General features: G+C 60.8%; 17 protein-coding genes and 2 pseudogenes. 9 read left to right on the top strand and 10 right to left on the bottom strand.

The features are described 5' to 3' along the window. The first annotated feature begins 158 nt into the window (after nucleotides 1-158). The 3 genes from ACF6ZU_RS01410 to ACF6ZU_RS01400 are packed head-to-tail and all read left to right on the top strand — an operon-like array spanning nucleotide 159 to nucleotide 3,154. Nucleotides 159-1,130 (top strand): Bug family tripartite tricarboxylate transporter substrate binding protein, encoded by a 972-nt coding sequence (locus tag ACF6ZU_RS01410; RefSeq protein WP_392890142.1) that lies wholly within the window; start codon nucleotides 159-161, stop codon nucleotides 1,128-1,130. Continuing rightward, the gene (locus ACF6ZU_RS01405; RefSeq protein WP_392890141.1) at nucleotides 1,127-1,621 is read left to right on the top strand and encodes a tripartite tricarboxylate transporter TctB family protein; all 495 of its coding nucleotides are present in this window, start codon (nucleotides 1,127-1,129) and stop codon (nucleotides 1,619-1,621) included. The genes ACF6ZU_RS01410 and ACF6ZU_RS01405 overlap by 4 nt, the downstream gene beginning before the upstream one ends. Before the next feature lie 24 nt (nucleotides 1,622-1,645). Beyond that, nucleotides 1,646-3,154 (top strand): tripartite tricarboxylate transporter permease, encoded by a 1,509-nt coding sequence (locus ACF6ZU_RS01400; protein WP_392890140.1) that lies wholly within the window; start codon nucleotides 1,646-1,648, stop codon nucleotides 3,152-3,154. A gap of 63 nt (nucleotides 3,155-3,217) precedes the next feature. Here the strand turns inward: ACF6ZU_RS01400 and ACF6ZU_RS01395 are convergent, their stop codons facing one another. Then, the gene (locus tag ACF6ZU_RS01395; RefSeq protein WP_392890139.1) at nucleotides 3,218-3,418 is read right to left on the bottom strand and encodes a hypothetical protein; all 201 of its coding nucleotides are present in this window, start codon (nucleotides 3,416-3,418) and stop codon (nucleotides 3,218-3,220) included. A gap of 104 nt (nucleotides 3,419-3,522) precedes the next feature. Between ACF6ZU_RS01395 and ACF6ZU_RS01390 the strand changes: the two genes are divergently transcribed. Beyond that, complete coding sequence (locus ACF6ZU_RS01390) at nucleotides 3,523-4,521, top strand: bile acid:sodium symporter family protein (RefSeq protein ID WP_392890138.1); 999 nt, start codon at nucleotides 3,523-3,525, stop codon at nucleotides 4,519-4,521. A 54-nt stretch (nucleotides 4,522-4,575) separates the two neighbouring features. On the opposite strand, the gene ACF6ZU_RS01385 is transcribed toward ACF6ZU_RS01390, so the two are convergent. Then, nucleotides 4,576-5,289 (bottom strand): SDR family oxidoreductase, encoded by a 714-nt coding sequence (locus ACF6ZU_RS01385; RefSeq protein WP_392890137.1) that lies wholly within the window; start codon nucleotides 5,287-5,289, stop codon nucleotides 4,576-4,578. A 183-nt stretch (nucleotides 5,290-5,472) separates the two neighbouring features. On the opposite strand from ACF6ZU_RS01385, the gene ACF6ZU_RS01380 reads away from it, so the two are divergent. After that, nucleotides 5,473-6,063 carry a TetR/AcrR family transcriptional regulator gene (locus ACF6ZU_RS01380; RefSeq protein ID WP_392890136.1) on the top strand — a complete coding sequence of 197 codons (591 nt, stop codon included), beginning with the start codon at nucleotides 5,473-5,475 and terminating at the stop codon, nucleotides 6,061-6,063. A gap of 29 nt (nucleotides 6,064-6,092) precedes the next feature. On the opposite strand, the gene ACF6ZU_RS01375 is transcribed toward ACF6ZU_RS01380, so the two are convergent. After that, a complete protein-coding gene (locus ACF6ZU_RS01375) occupies nucleotides 6,093-7,658 on the bottom strand; it encodes an aldehyde dehydrogenase (NADP(+)) (RefSeq protein WP_392890135.1) in 1,566 nt (521 codons plus the stop codon). 6 nt (nucleotides 7,659-7,664) lie between these two features. Then, nucleotides 7,665-8,294, bottom strand: coding sequence for an isochorismatase family cysteine hydrolase (locus tag ACF6ZU_RS01370; protein WP_392890134.1), 630 nt, complete (start codon nucleotides 8,292-8,294; stop codon nucleotides 7,665-7,667). Between the two features lie 99 nt (nucleotides 8,295-8,393). On the opposite strand from ACF6ZU_RS01370, the gene ACF6ZU_RS01365 reads away from it, so the two are divergent. After that, nucleotides 8,394-8,903 (top strand): winged helix-turn-helix transcriptional regulator, encoded by a 510-nt coding sequence (locus tag ACF6ZU_RS01365; protein WP_392890133.1) that lies wholly within the window; start codon nucleotides 8,394-8,396, stop codon nucleotides 8,901-8,903. Nucleotides 8,904-9,080: 177 nt separating this feature from the next. Here ACF6ZU_RS01365 and ACF6ZU_RS01360 read toward each other — a convergent pair whose 3' ends face one another. From ACF6ZU_RS01360 to ACF6ZU_RS01345, 4 genes are all read right to left on the bottom strand, one after another. Further along, a complete protein-coding gene (locus ACF6ZU_RS01360) occupies nucleotides 9,081-11,516 on the bottom strand; it encodes a TonB-dependent siderophore receptor (RefSeq protein WP_392890132.1) in 2,436 nt (811 codons plus the stop codon). 102 nt (nucleotides 11,517-11,618) lie between these two features. After that, nucleotides 11,619-12,587 carry a FecR domain-containing protein gene (locus ACF6ZU_RS01355; RefSeq protein ID WP_392890130.1) on the bottom strand — a complete coding sequence of 323 codons (969 nt, stop codon included), beginning with the start codon at nucleotides 12,585-12,587 and terminating at the stop codon, nucleotides 11,619-11,621. Further along, nucleotides 12,584-13,090, bottom strand: coding sequence for a sigma-70 family RNA polymerase sigma factor (locus ACF6ZU_RS01350; RefSeq protein WP_392890128.1), 507 nt, complete (start codon nucleotides 13,088-13,090; stop codon nucleotides 12,584-12,586). The genes ACF6ZU_RS01355 and ACF6ZU_RS01350 overlap by 4 nt, the downstream gene beginning before the upstream one ends. A 104-nt stretch (nucleotides 13,091-13,194) precedes the next feature. Beyond that, on the bottom strand, nucleotides 13,195-14,136 hold the full coding sequence (locus tag ACF6ZU_RS01345; RefSeq protein ID WP_392890127.1) for a Dyp-type peroxidase: 942 nt from the start codon (nucleotides 14,134-14,136) through the stop codon (nucleotides 13,195-13,197). A gap of 150 nt (nucleotides 14,137-14,286) precedes the next feature. Here ACF6ZU_RS01345 and ACF6ZU_RS01340 point away from each other — a divergent pair. Then, nucleotides 14,287-14,433: pseudogene (locus ACF6ZU_RS01340) on the top strand (nucleotidyltransferase family protein); the annotation flags it as partial. Nucleotides 14,434-14,596: 163 nt separating this feature from the next. Here ACF6ZU_RS01340 and ACF6ZU_RS01335 read toward each other — a convergent pair. Further along, nucleotides 14,597-15,028, bottom strand: a complete 432-nt coding sequence (locus tag ACF6ZU_RS01335) for a nuclear transport factor 2 family protein (protein WP_392890126.1) — start codon at nucleotides 15,026-15,028, stop codon at nucleotides 14,597-14,599. A gap of 295 nt (nucleotides 15,029-15,323) precedes the next feature. Between ACF6ZU_RS01335 and ACF6ZU_RS01330 the strand changes: the two are divergent. Together ACF6ZU_RS01330 and ACF6ZU_RS01325 are read left to right on the top strand one after the other, a co-directional pair. Further along, nucleotides 15,324-15,971 (top strand): annotated as a pseudogene (locus tag ACF6ZU_RS01330) (methyl-accepting chemotaxis protein); the annotation flags it as partial. A 42-nt stretch (nucleotides 15,972-16,013) separates the two neighbouring features. Further along, entirely contained in the window at nucleotides 16,014-16,877 is an 864-nt protein-coding gene (locus tag ACF6ZU_RS01325; RefSeq protein ID WP_392894000.1) for a methyl-accepting chemotaxis protein, read from the top strand. A 114-nt stretch (nucleotides 16,878-16,991) separates the two neighbouring features. Here ACF6ZU_RS01325 and ilvD read toward each other — a convergent pair whose 3' ends face one another. Beyond that, complete coding sequence (gene ilvD / locus ACF6ZU_RS01320; protein WP_392890125.1) at nucleotides 16,992-18,674, bottom strand: dihydroxy-acid dehydratase; 1,683 nt, start codon at nucleotides 18,672-18,674, stop codon at nucleotides 16,992-16,994. Nucleotides 18,675-18,892 lie beyond the last annotated feature (218 nt).

Genomic DNA, 18,892 nt, shown 5'->3' with positions numbered 1-18,892 from the left:
GCAAGTGCCTTCCTGAAATGAACTGATTCACTGTTGTGTGCCGCCATTCTAACCATGGCCTACGCTTATCCCGAGATGGATGCTCACGACTCAGGCTATATGCCCTGATCGGCGTTCCGCCGCCACCCCATAAAAACAAAAGTCCAGGGAGAAAACGCATGTTTGCTTTTTTACGTCGATCCACCCATTGCCTCGCGATCGTTGTCACTGCTGCCGCACTGACTGCACCGGCCTTTGCACTGGATACCGTCAAGTTCATGGCCCCGGGCTCGGTGGGCGGCGGCTACGACCAGACGGCGCGGGTGCTGGGCAAGGCCTTGGTCGAAGCCAATGCGGCCAAATCCGTCACTTTCGAAAACAAGGGTGGCGCGGGCGGCACGTTGGGGCTGGCACAGTTCGCCAACAGCACCAAGGGTGATCCGAATGCGCTGCTCGTGGTCGGCGCGATCATGGTCACCGGCATCGAACAGAACGCCCCGCAGATTACCTTGAAGGATGTGACGCCGATCGCCCGGCTGTTTACCGAGTACAACGTGATTGCGGTGCGCAAGGAGTCCGAATTCAAGACCCTCGATGACTTGCTCAAAGCCTTCAAGGAAAAACCGACCAGCATTGCCTGGGGCGGGGGCTCCAAGGGCTCGATCGATCACATCGGCATTGCCGAGCTGGCGGCGAAAATGGGGGTTCCGGTCAACAAGGTCAATTACGTCGCCTTCGCCGGCGGGGGTGAAGTGGTTGCCCAGGCATTGGGCGGGCAGATCAAGGTGATCACCGGCGGTTATGCCGAGCTGGGCCAGTACATCAGAAACGATCAGTTCCGTGTGCTCGCCATCGGCGCACCGGAACGCGTTGCCGGCATCGACGCCCCGACGCTCAAGGAAAGCGGGTATGACGTGATCATCGGCAACTGGCGGGGTGTCTACGGTGCCGCGGGCCTGACGCCCGAGCAGCGCAAGGAAGTTACCGATGCCGTAGTGGCCGCCTCCAACAGCAAGGTCTGGAAAGACAACATCGAAACCAACAAATGGTCACCCAACGTCCTGACCGGTGACGAGTTCGGTAAATTCGTCGATGCGGAACACGTGCGACTGCGCGCAATGCTGGTCGAAGTGGGACTGGTCAAGCCATGAGTCACTCCCGTGCAATCGTGCCGGTGCAACTGGCGATTGGCCTCGGTGTGATCACCATCAGCGCCGTGCTGGCCTACGGCGCTTTTCTGTTCCCTGAAGAGATGGGGTTCGTCATCCTCGGTGCGGACGTTTATCCCTATGCCGTGGCGGCATTCCTCGCCGGCGTGGGCCTGTTGTTGAGTTATCAGGCGGTCACCGGCGGGTTTCGCGAACTTGCGGATCACGAAGACGAGTCCGCCAGAGTGCTGCCTGGCGGCAAAGCGGGGGTGGCCTGGGTCACGGCAGGGTTGATAGGCGTGGCCGCGCTGATCAACTTCATTGGCTTTGTCTTGTCGGCGGCATTGTTGTTCGCCTGTTCGGCACGGGGTTTTGGCAGTCGCCATCCGCTGCGCGACCTCGCCATCGGCATCGCCCTGACACTTCCCATTTACTGGCTGTTCAATGCCGGGCTGGGGGTTTCCCTGCCGCCGCTTGTCAACGCCTGGATCTGATCCGGGCCGAAGGAGATCAACGGGGTGGATATTCTCGCAAGCCTGGCCATGGGGTTTTCCTCGGCACTGACACCGATCAATCTGATGTGGGGCTTCATTGGCTGCCTGCTCGGCACCGCCATCGGGGTTTTGCCGGGCATCGGGCCGGCACTGACGGTGGCGCTGTTGCTGCCGATTACCGCAAAGGTCGATCCTACCGGCGCGCTGATCATGTTCGCTGGCATCTACTACGGCGCTCAGTTTGGCGGTTCCACGACGTCGATTCTGTTGAATACGCCTGGGGAATCGTCGTCCATGGTCACCGCCCTGGAAGGCAACCTCATGGCCCGCAACGGCCGGGCCGGGCCTGCGTTGGCCACGGCGGCCATCGGCTCCTTCGTGGCCGGCACCATCGCGACGATTCTGCTGACCCTGTTTGCGCCCTTGGTGGCCAAGCTGGCGCTCAAATTTGGGCCCACGGAGTATTTCGCGATCCTGGTGCTGTCCTTCACCACGGTGTCGGCGGTGCTTGGTGCATCCATGTTGCGGGGCTTTGCGTCACTGGGGATTGGTCTGACGGTCGGCCTGATTGGCCTGGATTCAACGTCCGGGATTGCTCGCTATACGTTGGGCGTTCCGGAACTGGTCGATGGCATTGAAGTGGTGCTGGTGGCAGTCGGGCTGTTTGCCGTGGGCGAGGCGCTGTACAGCTTGCTGTATCAGAAAGAAGAGGCGACCGGTCGACATCGCCTCACGTCGTTGTGGATGACCCGCGCTGACTGGAAACGCTCAGTTCCGGCCTGGTTGCGGGGAACGCTGATTGGCTTTCCCTTCGGCTCGATCCCGGCCGGGGGCGCGGAGATCCCGACGTTTCTGTCCTATTCGACCGAGCGCAAGCTCAGCAAATACCCGAAAGAATTCGCCGCCAGCAAAGGCGAGGGCGCCATTGAGGGTGTTGCCGGTCCGGAAGCGGCCAACAATGCGAGCGCGACCGGGTCCCTGGTGCCGTTGCTGACCCTCGGTATTCCGACGTCCGCCACCGCCGCGATCCTGTTGGCGGCGTTCCAGAACTACAACCTGCAACCGGGGCCGCTGCTGTTCGAGACCTCGGGGGAGTTGGTCTGGACCTTGGTGGCGTCGCTGTACATCGGCAACGTCATCCTGCTGGTGCTGAACCTGCCGTTGGTGGGGCTGTGGGTCAAACTCCTGCAAATCCCCCGGCCGTACCTGAACGCCGGGATCCTGGTGTTCGCCACCATCGGGGTTTACGGCATGCGTCACTCGTCCTTCGACCTGTTGCTGATGCTGGCGATCGGCTGGGGCGGGGTGTTGATGCGGCGTTTCGACTTCCCCGTCGCCCCGGTGATCGTGGGCATGCTGCTGGGGCCGATGGCAGAAAAACAACTGCGCAACGCCTTGTCGATCAGTGAAGGCGACTGGACGGTGTTCCTGACCCAACCGATTTCCGCAGCGTTCCTGGCATTGACGCTGCTGGTGCTGGTGGTGCCGCATCTGCTGCACAAGAGGGGCATCAAGTTGCATGAGGATGATTGAGTAAGCGTCAGGCACGCCACGCCCTTCGTAGGAGCCGGCTTGCCGGCGATGGCGTCCGCCCATTCAATAAATAATTTGACTGACCCACCGCATTCCTCTGTAGGAGCCGGCTTGCTGGCGATAGCGTCCTTCCAGTCGAAAATAATGTAAATGAACCACCGCCATCGCCAGCAAGCTGGCTCCTACAGTTGATTTGTGTAATGACCGAATCTGCGTGAACATGAAAATGACACTGTTTTTAGCCAACCAACGCATTCGTTTCATACCTGTGTCCGTTAGGCGACATCTCCTGGCTTGCTAGCGTTAGCCGGCAATCGACAGCCACGCTACAGTCGAGCCACGTTCCTCGCCACCGCCGGATGCTACCCATGACCCGCCCCCGTTTTTTACCCGACAACTTCACCCTGACCCTGATTGGCGTGGTCCTTATCGCCAGCCTGCTACCCGCCAGCGGCCAGGTCGCGGTCGGTTTTGGTTGGTTGACCAATATCGCCATCGCCCTGTTGTTTTTCCTGCATGGCGCCAAGCTGTCGCGCGAATCGATCATTGCCGGTGCCGGCCACTGGCGCCTGCATTTGCTGGTGTTCAGCCTGACATTCATCCTGTTTCCACTGATCGGCCTGGCGCTTAAGCCTGTGCTGTCGCCGCTGATCGGCGACGATCTGTACATGGGCATGCTCTACCTTTGCGCGTTGCCGGCAACCGTGCAGTCCGCGATCGCTTTCACCTCCCTGGCGCGGGGCAATATCCCGGCGGCGATTTGCAGCGCGGCGGCCTCCAGCCTGTTCGGGATTTTCCTGACGCCGTTGCTGGTGACGTTGTTGCTGAACGTGCACGGCGAGGGCGGTTCGACGCTCGATGCGATCCTGAAGATCAGCGTACAACTGCTGCTGCCATTCATTGCCGGCCAGATCGCCCGGCGCTGGATCGGCGCCTGGGTCGCTCGCAACAAGAGCTGGCTGAAGTTCGTCGACCAGGGCTCGATTCTGTTGGTGGTCTACGGTGCATTCAGCGAGGCAGTGATCGAAGGCATCTGGCACCAGATCCCGCTTTGGGAACTGGGCGGGCTGGTGGTCGTCTGCTGCATCTTGCTGGCGCTGGTCCTGCTGGCGTCCACTGTGCTGGGCAAGGCCTTTGGCTTCAATCAGGAAGACCGCATCACCATCCTGTTCTGCGGTTCGAAGAAAAGCCTGGCCACCGGCGTGCCGATGGCCCAGGTATTGTTCGCCGGCAGCACCATCGGCGTGTTGATCCTGCCGTTGATGCTGTTCCACCAGATCCAGCTGATGGTCTGCGCCGTGCTTGCGCAGCGCTATGCCAATCGGCCGGAAACGGTCCCGGAACTGATGGCTCAGGTTGATCCTTGAAGGATCTGCGCTGCGCGCGCCTGTAGCCGATTCTTCTCTTGAAACCGTCCGTTTTTACGCGACGGTTTCGGCGTTCAGGTACGCCGCTTTCCCGGTAGACAAACTGGCCTTGATGGCGCGCGTACCTTGGTCTGCGAGCACTTCCTGCAGCCCCGCTTCCACCCCGTCGAGCGACTGGATCACGACGTCCGATGGCTGCGACTTCGGTACATCAAAACCCTGGGTCAGGTCGGTGTCGATGAAGCCTACGTGCAGCCCTTGCACGCTGGTGCCCTGGGCATTCAGTTCAATGCGCAACGAGTTGGTGAAGCTCCACGCTGCGGCTTTCGACGCCGCATAGGCGGACAGGAACGGCGCAGCGATCCAGGTCGCATCCGACAGCACGTTGACGATCGCGCCACCGCCGTTGGCCTTGAGCACCGGTGCGAAGGCGAGGCTGACGTGCATGACGCCGTAGTAGTTGGTTTCGAAAATTTCGCGGGCGATGTCCACCAGGCCAGGATCCAGCATCGAAGGCAGTATGCGGGCGATACCGGCGTTGTTGACCAGCAGTGTTACGTCGCCAGCCTGGGCCACCGCAGCGGCGACCGATGCCGGGTCGCTGACGTCGAGGCGAATGGCGATAACCCCTGGAATGTTGACGCCTTCAGGGTTGCGCACCCCTGCATAAACCTTGCTCGCGCCACGTGCTACGAGTTCTTTGGCGAAGGCAAGACCAAGACCACGGTTGGCGCCGGTGACGAAGGCTACGGAATTCTTGATGTTCATGGTGGTGTGCTCTGGCAGGGGAGCGACTTGCGCTCATTAAGATTACGTCTGTAATCAATGTTTTTATAGTTGTGCTTGCAATTATTAAAGTCAATTAAATAATCAATGGCTTTTTTCTATGAGGTTTCATTAAATTGCGAATGCAATGATAATGTGGCGGGGATAGCGTAGAGGAATCTCGTCATGAAGATATCGAAAGAAAAATCCGAAGAAAATCGTGTCGCGCTGTTAGAGGCGGCGAGCCGTCTGTTTCGTCAGAAAGGGATCGACGGGGTAGGCGTTGCCGAAATCAGCAAGGCGGCCGGTTTGACCCATGGCGCGCTGTACGCGCATTTCGCATCCAAGGAAGCGCTGGCAGCCGCTGCCTTGGCGTGGGGCATGGAGCAGGGGAACGCCAAGCTCTACACCGGCACGGTTGATGGCGAGCCGGACCTGGAGCGTTTTCTGTCTGACTATCTGTCCGTAGATAACCGCGACGAATACGCGGATCACTGCGCAATGGCGGCTGCGGCCAGCGAAATCGGCCGGCAGGACAGTGTGACCAGTGCGACGTTTACCGAGGGTTACATGGTGCTGGTGCGAGCGTTTGAGCGCAGGGTGGCGGCCAACAATCCCGGCGTCGATGCGCTGGACACCGCCATGGGCATCGTTGCGGCCATGGTGGGTGCACTTTCGGTTGCGCGCGCCACGGCGAAAGCCAGGCCCGAGGTGTCGGCGCAAGTATTGCGGGGCGTGCGTCTGATGATCGACAACGCGGTGGGCAAACCGGTCTAGCGGCAGACCGGTCTTTAACGCGTGTTTCCTTATCGGCCGTCCACCAGGTGCGGCAGCTCCAACAGGTTGGAATCACGCAATGCTTCGGGCAGCAGCGCCTGCGGGAACCCCTGGTAAGCCACCGGCCGCAGGAAGCGTTCGATCGACGTCATGCCCACCGAGGTGAAGCGGCTGTCGGACGTGGCCGGGAACGGTCCGCCGTGAACCGTGGCGTGGGTCACCTCCTGTGGATGGGCGAAGGCGTTGACGACGATGCGCCCGGTGCGCCGCTCCAACACCGGCAGCAAGCGCTGGGCCAGTGGCAGGTCATTTTCTTCAAGGTGGAGGGCGGCGCTGAGCTGGCCTTTGAGCGAACGCGCAAGGGCAAGCAACTCGGCGTTATCCTCGACGGTCACCAACAGCGCGGAGGGACCGAAGACTTCCTGGGACAGGGCCGCCTCGCTCAGGAAGCGTTGACCACTGACTTCAAGCAGCGCCGACTGGCCGTCAAAGTCCGCAGTGGCGGCCGAACCCGCAGCTACACGATGTGCACCCGCGTTCTCAAGGACGGCGAGGCCGTTGAGGTAGGACGCGTGAATCCCCGGTGTCAGCATCGTGCGCGCCGAGGCGTCGGTCACGCGTTTCACCATGGCCTCGCGCAGTGCCTCGAGGCCAGCGCCTTCGACCGCGATCAACAGCGCGGGCCGCAGGCAGGCTTGCCCGACATTGACCAGCATGCGTTCGATAAAACCATCACCGATCTGCGCACCGCGCTCGGCCAGGGCCGCGGGCAGAATGAAGGTCGGGTTGACGCTGGTCATCTCGGTGAACACCGGGATGGGATCGGGCCGTAGCTGCGCACGGCGATACAGCGCCATGCCGCCTTGTTCCGAGCCGGTAAACGTCACGGCTTTTACCAACGGATGATCGACCAGGGCTTCACCGATGGTGTTGCCGCTGCCGCGCACCATCGAGAACACACCCTCGTGCAGACCGTGTTGTTGCACCGCTTGCTGGATGGCGCGGGCCTGGATTTCCGAAGCGCCCGGATGCGCGTTGTGCGCTTTCAGGATGACGGTCGAGCCAGCGGCCAGGGCCGATGCGGTGTCGCCACCGGCCACCGAGTAGGAGATCGGAAAGTTGCTCGCACCGAAAATCGCTACCGGGCCGATGGCCATTTTCTGCAGGCGATGGTCCATGCGCGGGCGCGGTTGACGATCAGGCTTCGCCGGATCGATGGCCAGTTGCAGGAAGCGACCTTGACGCACGACCGCCGCGAACTGGCGAAACTGGGTGGCGGCTCTGCTTGCTTCGCCTTCGAGTTGCGCTTCCGGCAAGCCGGTTTCTAGCGCCGCCCGTGCCGCCAGCTCCTTGCGCACGGCTTCGAGGTTGTCGGCGATGCTCTCCAGAAATGCCGCGCGCCGGGCAAGCGAGGTGTGGCTGTAGCTGTCGAACGCTTCGTCGGCGAGGGCCGCCGCCTGATCGACCTGCGCCGCGCCACCCAAGGCAAAATCCGGCTCGATCAACGTGTTGGTCGCGGGGTTCAGCGCCTTCATCGTCCCTTCGGTGGCCGATACATCGTGGGCGCCGATGATGAGCTTTCCTGTCAGGTTCATCCGCTGTTACTCCTGGCCCGAAAGGGAGGCAATCAGTTCGTTGGTCGTCACGATCGAGTGGGCAAACGTGGGGCCATTGAGTTCGTGGGCGGCGTGCATCATTTCCGGACGGAACGCGGCGGTGGCGTCCCGCACGAGCGTGACGTGGTAACCCATTTCCGAGGCATAGCGTGCTGTCGCCTCGATGCAGGTATTGGCCAGCAGACCGACGATGATCACGTGGGTGATGCCTTTCTGCTTCAGGCGAAAATCGAGGTCGGTGTTGGCAAAACCGCTGGAGCCCCAATGCTCCTGGACGACGATGTCACCGTCCTTCGGCGCGAAATCCGGGTGCCATTCGCCGCCCCATTCGCCACGGGCAAAGTGATGCATGTGCATGATTTTGCACTGGGTCGGCGTCGGGTGATCCCAGCCTTCGTAGTCGCCGTGTTCCCAGCGGTGGTGCGGTACGATGACCACCTGAATGCCCTGGGCACGCACCGCACGGTCGAGTGCGCGCAGGTTGTCGAGCAGGCCGACTTGCTCGGCGATCGGCTTGATCAAGGGAAAGACCTTGCCGTTTTCCGAGAGGAAATCGTTGTACGGATCGACCAGCAGATAGGCGGTTCTGTTGAGCGGATAGGGGGCATTCGGCATGACGATGTTCTCCACGGAAATTGAATGATCGGTGCCGGGACTTGCCTGGGCATCGTGTTGATATGATAATCATAGTAACTGCGAAAGAGGCAAGCCCGCATGTCGACAAATATTAGTACTCCCGCCACCTTGTGCCCGGTCGCACGGGCCGAGGACATCGTGGGCGACCGCTGGACCGTGCTGGTCCTGAGGGAGTTGTTCATGGGCAGTCATCGTTATGACGAGATCCAGGCGCAGACCGGCGGCACTCCGCAAATGGTCGCCACACGTCTGAAAAACCTTGAAGCCGAAGGCCTGGTCGAGCGTCGCCTCTACAACGAACGGCCGCCACGCTACGAGTACCACCTCAGCGCAAAAGGGCAGGCCTTCTATTCCGTGGTGCTCGCGCTGCGCGCCTGGGGCGAAACCTGGTGCAAGTCGCCAGAAGAAGGGTTGGCGGTGGTGTATACGCACAAGACCTGTGGCGAACCCGCGGGATTAGGACCGCTGTGTGAACACTGCGGCGAACCGTTGCGACGGGAAGAGTTGATCAGTCAGCAAAGCGAAGCCTATGCCGCCGAACGACAAGCTCGGCGTGAGGCTTTCAAAGGGGGGCGGGGGCAAGCGTAGGGAAGGCCGCAGCCGCCTTCCACATCATTCCGGCTTGCAACAGATCCTTGTAGGAGCCGGCTTGCTGGCGATGGCGGCCTTGAGATCGATGAAATCTTACGGGCCTCATCGCCGGCAAGCCGGCTCCTACAGTAGGTCGTGTTGCATTCGTGACCGGGGATATAACAATTTGCGCGGTCAGAACGTCGGCGTGTATTTCACGCTGAACATCACGTTGCGCGGATCACCGTAGTTGTTGTTGCCGTTGATCTGGTTGTACGCCGCCGTGAAGTACGTCTTGTCGAACAGGTTGTTGGCGTTCATCGCCAGCTCGATTTCCGGTGTGAGCTGATAGCCGACACGGGCATTCCACACGGTGTAGCCCGGCACGTTGACGCTGTGGTCGTAACCCAGCGTGTGAGTTTGAGTGACGAAACCCAGGCCTGTGCTGACACGGCTCCAGTCGCCGCTGAGCTGGTAGTTGCCCCAGACGCGCAGCATGTGTTTCGGCGTCCACCAGCTGAAGACCTGGCCTTCGCTGTCCGGGTCATTCAGGTATTTGGTGGTGTTGTAGGTGTAGCCGGCAAACAGTTGCAGGTTGTCCATCACTTCGCCGCTGATTTCAGCGTCGAGGCCCTGGCTGCGCACTTTGCCGGAGGCCTTCGAGCAGTACCAACCGTCGCAGTTTTGCCCGCCGTCCATATCGAGTACGGCGCGGTTTTCCTGGTCGTAACGGAACAGGGCCAGGGACGTATTGACCCGACCGTCCATCAACTCGCCCTTGAGGCCGATTTCGTAGTTGGTGCCGATGATCGGTTTAACCACCGAACCGCTGGTATAGCGCTCGGTTTGCGGCGTGAATACGTCGGTGTAGCTGGCATACACCGCCCACTCGCGACTCAGGTCATAAACGATACCGGCGTAAGGCGTGACTTCCCCGGTTTCGTTGCTGGTGCTTTCAGGATTGGCGGTAATGCTGGTCGCGTTCTGAGTCCAATATTTGTAACTGTAATCGTACCAACTGACCCGCGAGCCGAGCACCAGGGTCAGCGGGTCGATCGGCTTGACGCGCCAGCTGCCGTACAGACCTTTTTGGCGGATGTCGTATTTGCTCGGCGTTCCGCGACCGCCGGGGCTGTTGAGCAAACCGTCGTAGCTGATTTCAGGACGGTCATGATCAATGTTGAAGATATTGTCGGTGCCGTCATTGAAGGTCCGCGCGTACTTGTCGTCCGACCTGTACTTGGAATAGTTGCCGCCCAGCATGATTTCCTGCTGCATGGACAGTGCTTCGAATTTGCCGGTGAGGTTCATGTCCAGCGCGACTTTGGTGGAGTCCATGTCCGTCACGAAGTCGGCGTACTCCACGCCGCTGCCATCCGGCTCGATACCGTTATTGATGGTTTGCACCCGCTGGTTCTTGGCCTTGTTGGTTTCCGTCATGCGCACGGCGCCGACCTTGAAAGCCCAGTCATCGTTGAAATGATGTTCCAGGTCGGTGTAGAGCGTAGTGACATCGATATCCGAATGGTTCCACTTTGCCCCGGTGTACGTCTTGCGCGGCAGATCGATGGGTTTGCTGTCGGCGTAGCGCGGGAAGCCGCGGACGTTGCCACGCGAGGCGCCATCGGACTGGCTGACCGCCACGCCCAGGGTGGTGGCATCGCTCAGGTCGAAGTCCAGCGCGCCGTACAGCGATGTGGTCCTGCTCCATTCGGAGTCGACGAACGAGTGGCTGTCATCCTGGTCGGCCACCAGGCGTCCACGAACGGTTCCGGCCTGGTTCAGCGGTCCGCCGGCATCCAGTTGCAGACCATAGTGATCCCAGGAGCCGGCCTTGCCGGTGAGGGTGACGGTCGGTGCGGCCTGACCACGCTTGCGCACCAGGTTCACGGCGCCGCCGGGGCTGCCGGTGCCTTGCAGTAACCCGGATGCACCGCGCAGCACTTCCATGCGATCGAAGAAGATCAGGTCCTGGGTGGCCCAGTTGCCCAGCGAGTACGTGTTGCGCGGGATCGGCACGCCGTCGTATTGCCAGTCATCGATCTGGAAACCGCGGGAGCTGAGGATCATCCCTTTGCCCACGCCTTGGGCGCCGACCAGGCCCGTGGTGTGGTTGACCGCGTCCTTGAGGTCGACCAGGTCCTGATCGTCCATTTGTTTGCGGGTCATCACGGTGATCGACTGCGGAATTTCCTTGAGGGTGTGGGTGCCTTTGCCGATGGTCACCGCACGTGCGGCGTAAGAGCCTGAGCCTTCGGTCGTGGCGTCAGCGCTGCGTTCGACGATGTTGGTGACGCCCAGTTGCAGCGCTGCGCTGTTGTCCGGGGCGGGCTCGACGCTGAAGTTACCTTGCCCGGTCACGCGCAATTGCAGGCCGCTGCCCGACAAAGCCTTCTGCATCGCCTGTTCCACCGGCATCTGGCCGACCACCGCCGGGGCCTGTTTGCCCTGCACCAGCGAAGGCTCCAAAGAAACGATATGGCCACTTTGGCTGGCGATGGCGTTCAGCGTGTTGGCTAGGGAGCCGGCTGGCAGGTTGAACGTCAGATCTTGCGCCTGCGACAGGGCAGGGCTCGCCAGGGTTGCCAGGGCGACAGCGACGGAAAGGGCGTGGGGCCACGGGTTGAACACAGCGTTCTCCTGAAAATGTGAAAGTGTCAGGAGATAGGTGGGACGAGAAATGAAAACCGGACACGAATGAGAGTTATTTTCAAAAAATATTTTCGAAACGGCTTATTTCGCCCGGATCAACGTCAACCATGGGCTGTAACGATCCACGCGAATCGGCAGGGTTTCCGCGAGCGCGGCGAACACCCGGTCGGGCTCGTCGAGCGGGAATACACCCTGCACACGCACGTTGCGAACCTCGGGGGCAACGCGCACAAATCCGCGGTTGTAGGGGCGTAGCGCGTCGACAACCTGTTCCAGCGGTTCATCCAGCACATTCAGCCGCCCGCTCAGCCAGTCGGCACGATGGCGCTGATCGCCGGTCACGGGCGCAATCTGCCGGGCATACAGCAAGGCCGATTGACCTTCCTGCAGATCAAGTGTCGCGCCACTGAACAATCGGGCTTCGACCGAATGCTGCAACACCACTACGCGACTGGCGTCTTGCTCCTGGGCGACGAGGAAGCGGGTGCCCAGCGCGCGAATTTCACCTTGGGCGGTGCGTACGCGCAGTGGGCGGCGGGGATCGGGCGCCACCTGAATCACCAGTTCACCGTGGCGCAGAATCACCAGTCGTTGTTGGTCATCGAATTGCAGGTCCACGGCGCTGCCGGCATTGAGGTTCAGGCGGCTGCCGTCGGCCAGCGTGAAGTCCTGACGCTGGCCGCGGCCGGTGTGCAGGTCTGCCAGCAGCGTGTCACCCAGCGGGCTGCGAATACCCAGCCATGCGCCACCACCCAGCAGGCCCAGGCCCGCGATCACGCGCAGCGCATCGCGGCGTGAACCGTGGGGTTGCAGCAACAGTTTTCGCGCTTCGTCGGCCTGACCTGGCAGGCGGCGATCCAGGGCACGAATGGTATTGAAGGAACCCCCGAGACGTTCCTGCAATGTGGCCCAGGCACGAGCGTGTGCGGGATCGATCGCGATCCAGGCGTTGAACCGCTCGTGCAATGCGGCATCGGGCTGGCCGGCACGAAGCCTCACCATCCAGTCAATGGCCTGCTCGCTGACCGGGTCAAGGCGCGGCTTGTTCATGGCGCCAACTCGCTCAGGTAACACTGACTCAGAGCCTGTTTCATGTAGCGGCTGACGGTGCGCTCGGACAACCCGAGCTTGTGTGCAATTGCCACATAACTCAGACCGTCCAGCTGGCTATAGAGAAACGTGGCTTTGACGACCATTGGCAAGCCATCGAGTGCCCGGTCGATCGCCACCAGGGCTTCGATCAGTTGCAACTGTTCTTCCGGGGAAGGGGCGATCGCTTCGGGCAGCGTGGACAGGCGTTCAAGGTAGGCGAGTTCCAGCTTGCGCCGGCGATGTCGATCAAAGATCAGGCGCCGGGCAATGGTCGACAGGTAGGCGCGAGGTTGTTCGATGCTGTCCGGGTCTACTCGGGCCACCAGCATCTGGCAGAACGTATCGGCGGCGGTGTCCTCGGCGTCCGCGTGATTGCGCAGGCGCCGCTGAATATGCTGCAGCAGCCAGCGATGATGGTCGCTGAAAAAGAAGCCCAGCTTGCTGGTCGAAGGAGGTTGCACCGGTCGGCTTTCCAGATGTTAGTGTGAATCGTTCTCAATACTACCTTTGAGAGGATCACCACTGCAATCTCTGACTTCGCCACGGGCGCGGGGCTCTCCTGGGTTCAACGATCCGCCAGTTCTTCCAGCAGATCGGCTGAAGGAACGAAAAACAAGCCACCCGTAACCGCCGTGCTGAAATCGAGCAAGCGGTCGTAATTGCCGGCAGGTCTGCCGACGAACATGTTTTCGAGCATCTGTTCAAGCGGGTCGGGTGAGCGTGCATAACCGATGAAATAGGTGCCGAACTCGCCAGCGCCGGGGCGGCCGAACGGCATGTTGTCGCGCAGGATCTTCACTTCCTGCCCGTCCTGGGTAATCGTCGTCAGGGCGCTGTGCGAGGAGGTTGGTTTAACCGAGTCATCGAGCTCGATGTCGGACAGTTTGGTTCGCCCGATAATCCGTTCCTGAGCTTCGACGGACAGCGCGTTCCAGGCTGTCATGTTGTGCAGGTACTTCTGCACCAGCACATAGCTGCCACCGGCAAACGAAGGATCTTCATCGCCGATGATCGTGAAATCGACCGCCTTGCGCCCGACCGGATTTTCGGTGCCATCGACAAAACCGATGATGCTACGCATGTCGAAGTAGCGGAATCCCTGTACTTCATCGACGACTGACACTGCCTCTCCCAGCGATGAAAGCAGTTGCGTCGCCAGTTCGAAACACAGGTCCATCTGGTCTGCACGGATGTGCAGCAAAATGTCGCCTGGTGTCGCAACAGCACGACGTGCCTCGTTGCCGAATTCGCGAAAGGCGTGCAGTGAGGCCGGGCGCGGGTTGCCGAACACGCGGTCCCAGACGGAGGAGCCAAAACCGCAGACACACGACAAGTTGCCGGAGGGCACGCGCTTGCCAACCGATCGCGTCAGCGCCGCGACATCGGCACACCAGGCCCGGACTTTGCCGGCGGCATCACTGTCGGGCACCAGGGTTGCCACGATAAACATCGCGCTGCTGGTGATGGGGTTGCAGACGGATTGAGGCTCAGGCGATTGGCTGTCCATTGGCGTCCGTGGTGTCCGGGGTGATTGCGACACTTTAGCTTTCTGGTGGAGGGAGTGAAACACGCGCGTTCGGTCTTTCACAGAATGCTTTTAATGTATCGTTTGCCCAAAGGATTCAAGCCCCCCCGAACGGAGACTGCATGACGATGTGGCGAGGTGTACGCGCCGTACGGTTTGAGCGATGTCGAGGACGGGCTGTTAAGGATCAATCCGCTCAATCATCAGCCTGATCTGTTTGCTGAGAAAGCAGCAAGTTATCAGGCTCGATGGCCGTTTTTACGCCGGGTCGAAGTTTGAATCGGCAGACGTTGCCGCCACGCGCAGATCAACGGTCGTTCTCAAACCTTGTGGGAGCGAGCCTGCTCGCGATGGACGTTAACGATGACGCGGGTTGCCTGAATCAACGCGGCGATTATCAGTCCATCGCGAGCAGGCTCGCTCCTACAGTTATCCAATCAAATCAGAACTTGAATGCCTGACGCCCCACCAACAGCCACTTACCTTTCTGCTTCTGCCAGATCTGGAAGTTCTCGATTTCAGTTGGAATCACCTCGGTGCCTTTCAGCGCCTGGGCCGAGAAGTGGTTGCGAACCAGCGCGACGTCCCCGGACAGGGTGATGGTCTGGTTTTGCATTTCGAGGGTCTTGAACGCGCTGCGGCCGGTTTCGATGTCGGCGATGTATTCCTGCTTGTTCTGGATCTTCCCGCTGGAATGCCCGTAAGTCAGGTTCTCGGCGGTCAGTGCGTTGAGTTCGGCAATGTTCTTTTTCAGCATCGCCTGGGTCAGGTGGTCGACGGCCTGGGCGACATCTTTCTCACCGGAGGACGAGGCAGCCGCCACGTATCCGCTGAAGAGGCACAGAAAACCAATCAGCAACTTTGTGTTTTTCATGGGTGTTTCCTTGTTGTTGTGGGTGATCGACTGCCGGGCTGGAATCGAATTCGTCAGTCGTCGTACAACCTAGCACGCACTGAGGAAAAAACGAACATCACCCCGGGGAGAATTACCGCATGTCGCAAAAAGCCCCGTGAACGCAAAGAGCCTTCAATTCCCCTGTGGCGCAGTCGATAACCTGTTCAGAAGCCGTCCGCGAATGGCCACGCCCAACTGACAGGGGACCTGCACAGTGTCGATAAAATTACGTTTGATCCTGCTGATTGGCACCGGCCTGCTCACGGCCTTGATCATGAGCCTGGTCAGCTACCTGGGAAATTCGCAAATGGCGACCGCGGTGAATGACAACGAGGTCAGCATGGCCGCGCTACGCAATCACCTCGAAGCCGACATGATGCACGACGCCTTACGCGCGGACGTGCTGTCCGCGATGCTCGTCGGGCTGGGCAAAAGCACCAGCAGCCAGGCCGAGGTGCGCAGCTCCATCGCGGAGCATGCATTGCATTTTCGCGAAGTGCTGGGCGACAACCTCAAGCTGCCGGTCAACGATACGATCAAGGCCGGTCTGAACAAGGTCAAACCGAGTCTCGACACCTACATCAGCGCTGCCGAGCGCATTGTCGGGCTGGCTCTGGACAATCCCGAGGCCGCGCAAAAGGAACTGGGCACGTTCAACAACGCGTTCAGCCAGCTGGAAGACCAGATGGCCGCGCTCAGCGAGCTGATCGAAACCAATACGCAGCAGACCAGCGCGGGCACCGAGCAGGCAATCAGCAGCGCCAACCTCACGCTCGGTATCGTGCTCGCCGCCAGCCTGTTGCTGCTGCTCGTCCAGGGGCGCTGGGTGATCCTGAGCATCATGGGGCCGTTGCGAACTGCCAGCCGCATTGCCGAGAGCATCGCCCACGGCAACCTCAGCGAACCGATTGTCGAACCGACCCGCAAGGATGAAGCCAGCGCGCTGATCCGCAGCCTGGCGACCATGCAGCGCGACTTGCGCGGCATGATCGAAGTGGTGCGCAGCAACGCCCATGGCGTCAGCGGCATGAGCGAGCAGTTGAGCAGTGGCTGCCACGAAGTCGCCGGCAGCAGCCAGCAGCAAAGTGTCGCCGCCAGCACCATGGCCGCCGCCGCGAGTGAAATGACCGCGAGCATCGAGGAAATCACCCGCCACGCCGAGCGCGCGCTGGACATGGCCAACCAGGCCGAGGCGCTGGCGAAGGATGGCGGCCGGGTGATTCATCAGGTGGTCAACGACATGGACGGGATTGCACGTTCGGCGCAGCAATCGGCCCAGGTGATTCGCACGCTGGACAAGGAATCCGAAGGTATTTTCAGCATCATTCAGGTGATCAAGGGCATCGCCGATCAGACCAACCTGCTGGCGCTGAACGCCGCCATCGAGGCCGCACGCGCCGGGGAGCAGGGGCGCGGTTTTGCTGTGGTGGCCGACGAAGTTCGCAGCCTCGCGGGACGCACCAGCGCCTCGACCCAGGAAATCGCCACCATGGTCGCGCGCATCCAGCAAAGCACCCGCGAAGCGGTGACCAGCATGGAGGCGGGCGTGGCCCAGGTCGACAAGGGCATGGCCGTGACTGCAGATGTTGAACGGGCGATCCGTGAAATCCTGGAAGCCACGCTGAACACCACGCAACTGGTGAATGACATTTCACGCACGATTGGTGAGCAGAGCCTGGCCAGCAATGAAATCGCGCATCAGGTGGAGATGATTGCGGGGATGTCGGAAGGCAACAGCAAGGTGATTGGCCAGACGGCGTCGACGACGGATGATTTGTCGGCGTTGGCGGGGAAGTTGTCGCAATCGGTGGATCGGTTTCGGTTGTGATCCTTTTTCTACATTGAGTGTGTGTGGCAGGACGCCTTCGCGAGCAGGCTCGCTCCCACAGGTAGAACGCATTCCAATGTGGGAGCGAGCCTGCTCGCGAAGCGTCAGAACGGGCTACAGGTATTTATCTGTCACGGCGCCCTCCGACGCACTGGACACCGTCTTCGCATACTTCGCCAACACCCCGCGCTTGTACTTCGATTCCGGCCGCACCCAACGGGTCTTGCGCTTGGCCAGTTCGGCATCGGACACGTCGACCGTAATCTGTCGGGTCTCGGCATCGATGGTGATTTTGTCACCGTCTTCAATCAACGCGATCGGCCCGCCTTCAAAGGCTTCCGGCGTGATATGCCCCACCACGAAACCATGGGAACCGCCCGAGAAACGGCCATCGGTGATCAGCGCAACATCCTTGCCCAAACCCTTGCCCATCACCGCCGAGGTTGGCGAGAGCATTTCGCGCATGCCCGGCCCACCCTTGGGGCCTTCGTAGCGAATCACGATCACGTCGCCCGCTTTCACTTCGCCGTTGAGAATCCCGGCCAACGCACCTTCCTCGCCGTGATAGACCCGTGCCGTCCCTTCAAAGCGCAGGCCTTCCTTGCCGGTGATCTTGGCCACCGCGCCGGTGGGCGAGAGGTTGCCGCGCAACACCACCAGGTGCGAGTCCTTTTTCACCGGCTGATCGAAGGGCAGGATCACGTCCTGGCCTGCGGGATAGTCGGGGACGCTTTCGAGGTTTTCCGCGAGGGTCTTGCCGGTCACGGTCATCACATCGCCATGCAGCATGCCCGCCGCGAGCATGCGCTTCATCAGCGGCTGAATGCCGCCGATGGCGACCAGTTCGCTCATCATGTATTGACCGCTGGGCCGCAGGTCGGCCACCACCGGCGAGACCTTGCCCAGTTCGACGAAATCATCCAGCGTCAGCTCGACATCCACCGCATGGGCCATCGCCAGCAGGTGCAGCACCGCGTTGGTCGAGCCGGCGAGGGCGATGACCACGCGGATCGCGTTTTCAAAGGCCTTGCGGGTCATGATGTCCCGCGGTTTCAGGTCCAGCTTCAGCAGTTCCATGACCTGCTGACCGGCGCGGAAACTGTCCGACGCCTTGTCACCACCCACCGCGTCCTGGGAGCTGGAACCGGGCAGGCTCATGCCGAGCGCCTCGATGGCCGAGGCCATGGTGTTGGCGGTGTACATGCCGCCGCAGGAACCGGGGCCGGGAATCGCCACTTCCTCGATCTGCTTGACCTGAATCTCGTTGATGTCGCCCCGGGCATTCTGGCCCACGGCTTCGAACACGGAAATGATGTCGGTGTGGCCCGCGCCCGGGCGGATCGTTCCGCCGTAGACGAAGATGGAAGGGCGGTTCAGCCGCGCCATGCCGATCAGGCATCCCGGCATATTCTTGTCGCAACCGCCCACGGTCACCAGGCCGTCAAAGCCTTCGCAGCCGGCGACGACCTCGATGGAATCGGCAATCACCTCCCGCGACACCAGCGAATACTTCATACCTTCGGTGCCGTTGGCGATGCCGTCGGAGATGGTGATGGTGTTGAAAATCACGCCTTTGGCGCCGGCGGCATTCGCGCCTTTCTCCGCCTCGATCGCCAACTTGTCGATGTGCATGTTGCACGGCGTCACCATCGCCCAGGTCGAGGCGATGCCGATCTGCGGCTTCTTGAAGTCCTCGTCGGTGAACCCCACGGCCCGCAGCATCGAGCGACCGGGCGCGCGCTCCACGCCGTCGACCACTTGAGAGGAATACTTGCGCAGATTGTTCTTGTCGCTCATGACTGCTCCTCACCGGTTCGTCGAGAAAAACACGATGAGTATAGTGGCCCCGGCGCACGCGTTCGGACTATCAGGTCGCGAACAGACGCGCGGGTTTGCGTGTCGTGATATTCTTCGCAACAACTTGGTTTGACCTATTCAGTTTGCGTGTCCTCGAGACGCGCCAACGGAATCACTGTCGCTCAAGTAGCTGAAGCCAATAAAGATAAAAAGTCAGT

It is taken from the genome of Pseudomonas migulae (assembly GCF_043225285.1).
In the GTDB taxonomy this organism is placed as follows: Bacteria; Pseudomonadota; Gammaproteobacteria; order Pseudomonadales; family Pseudomonadaceae; genus Aquipseudomonas; species Aquipseudomonas migulae_C.
This window is presented reverse-complemented; position numbering and strand designations above follow the sequence as displayed.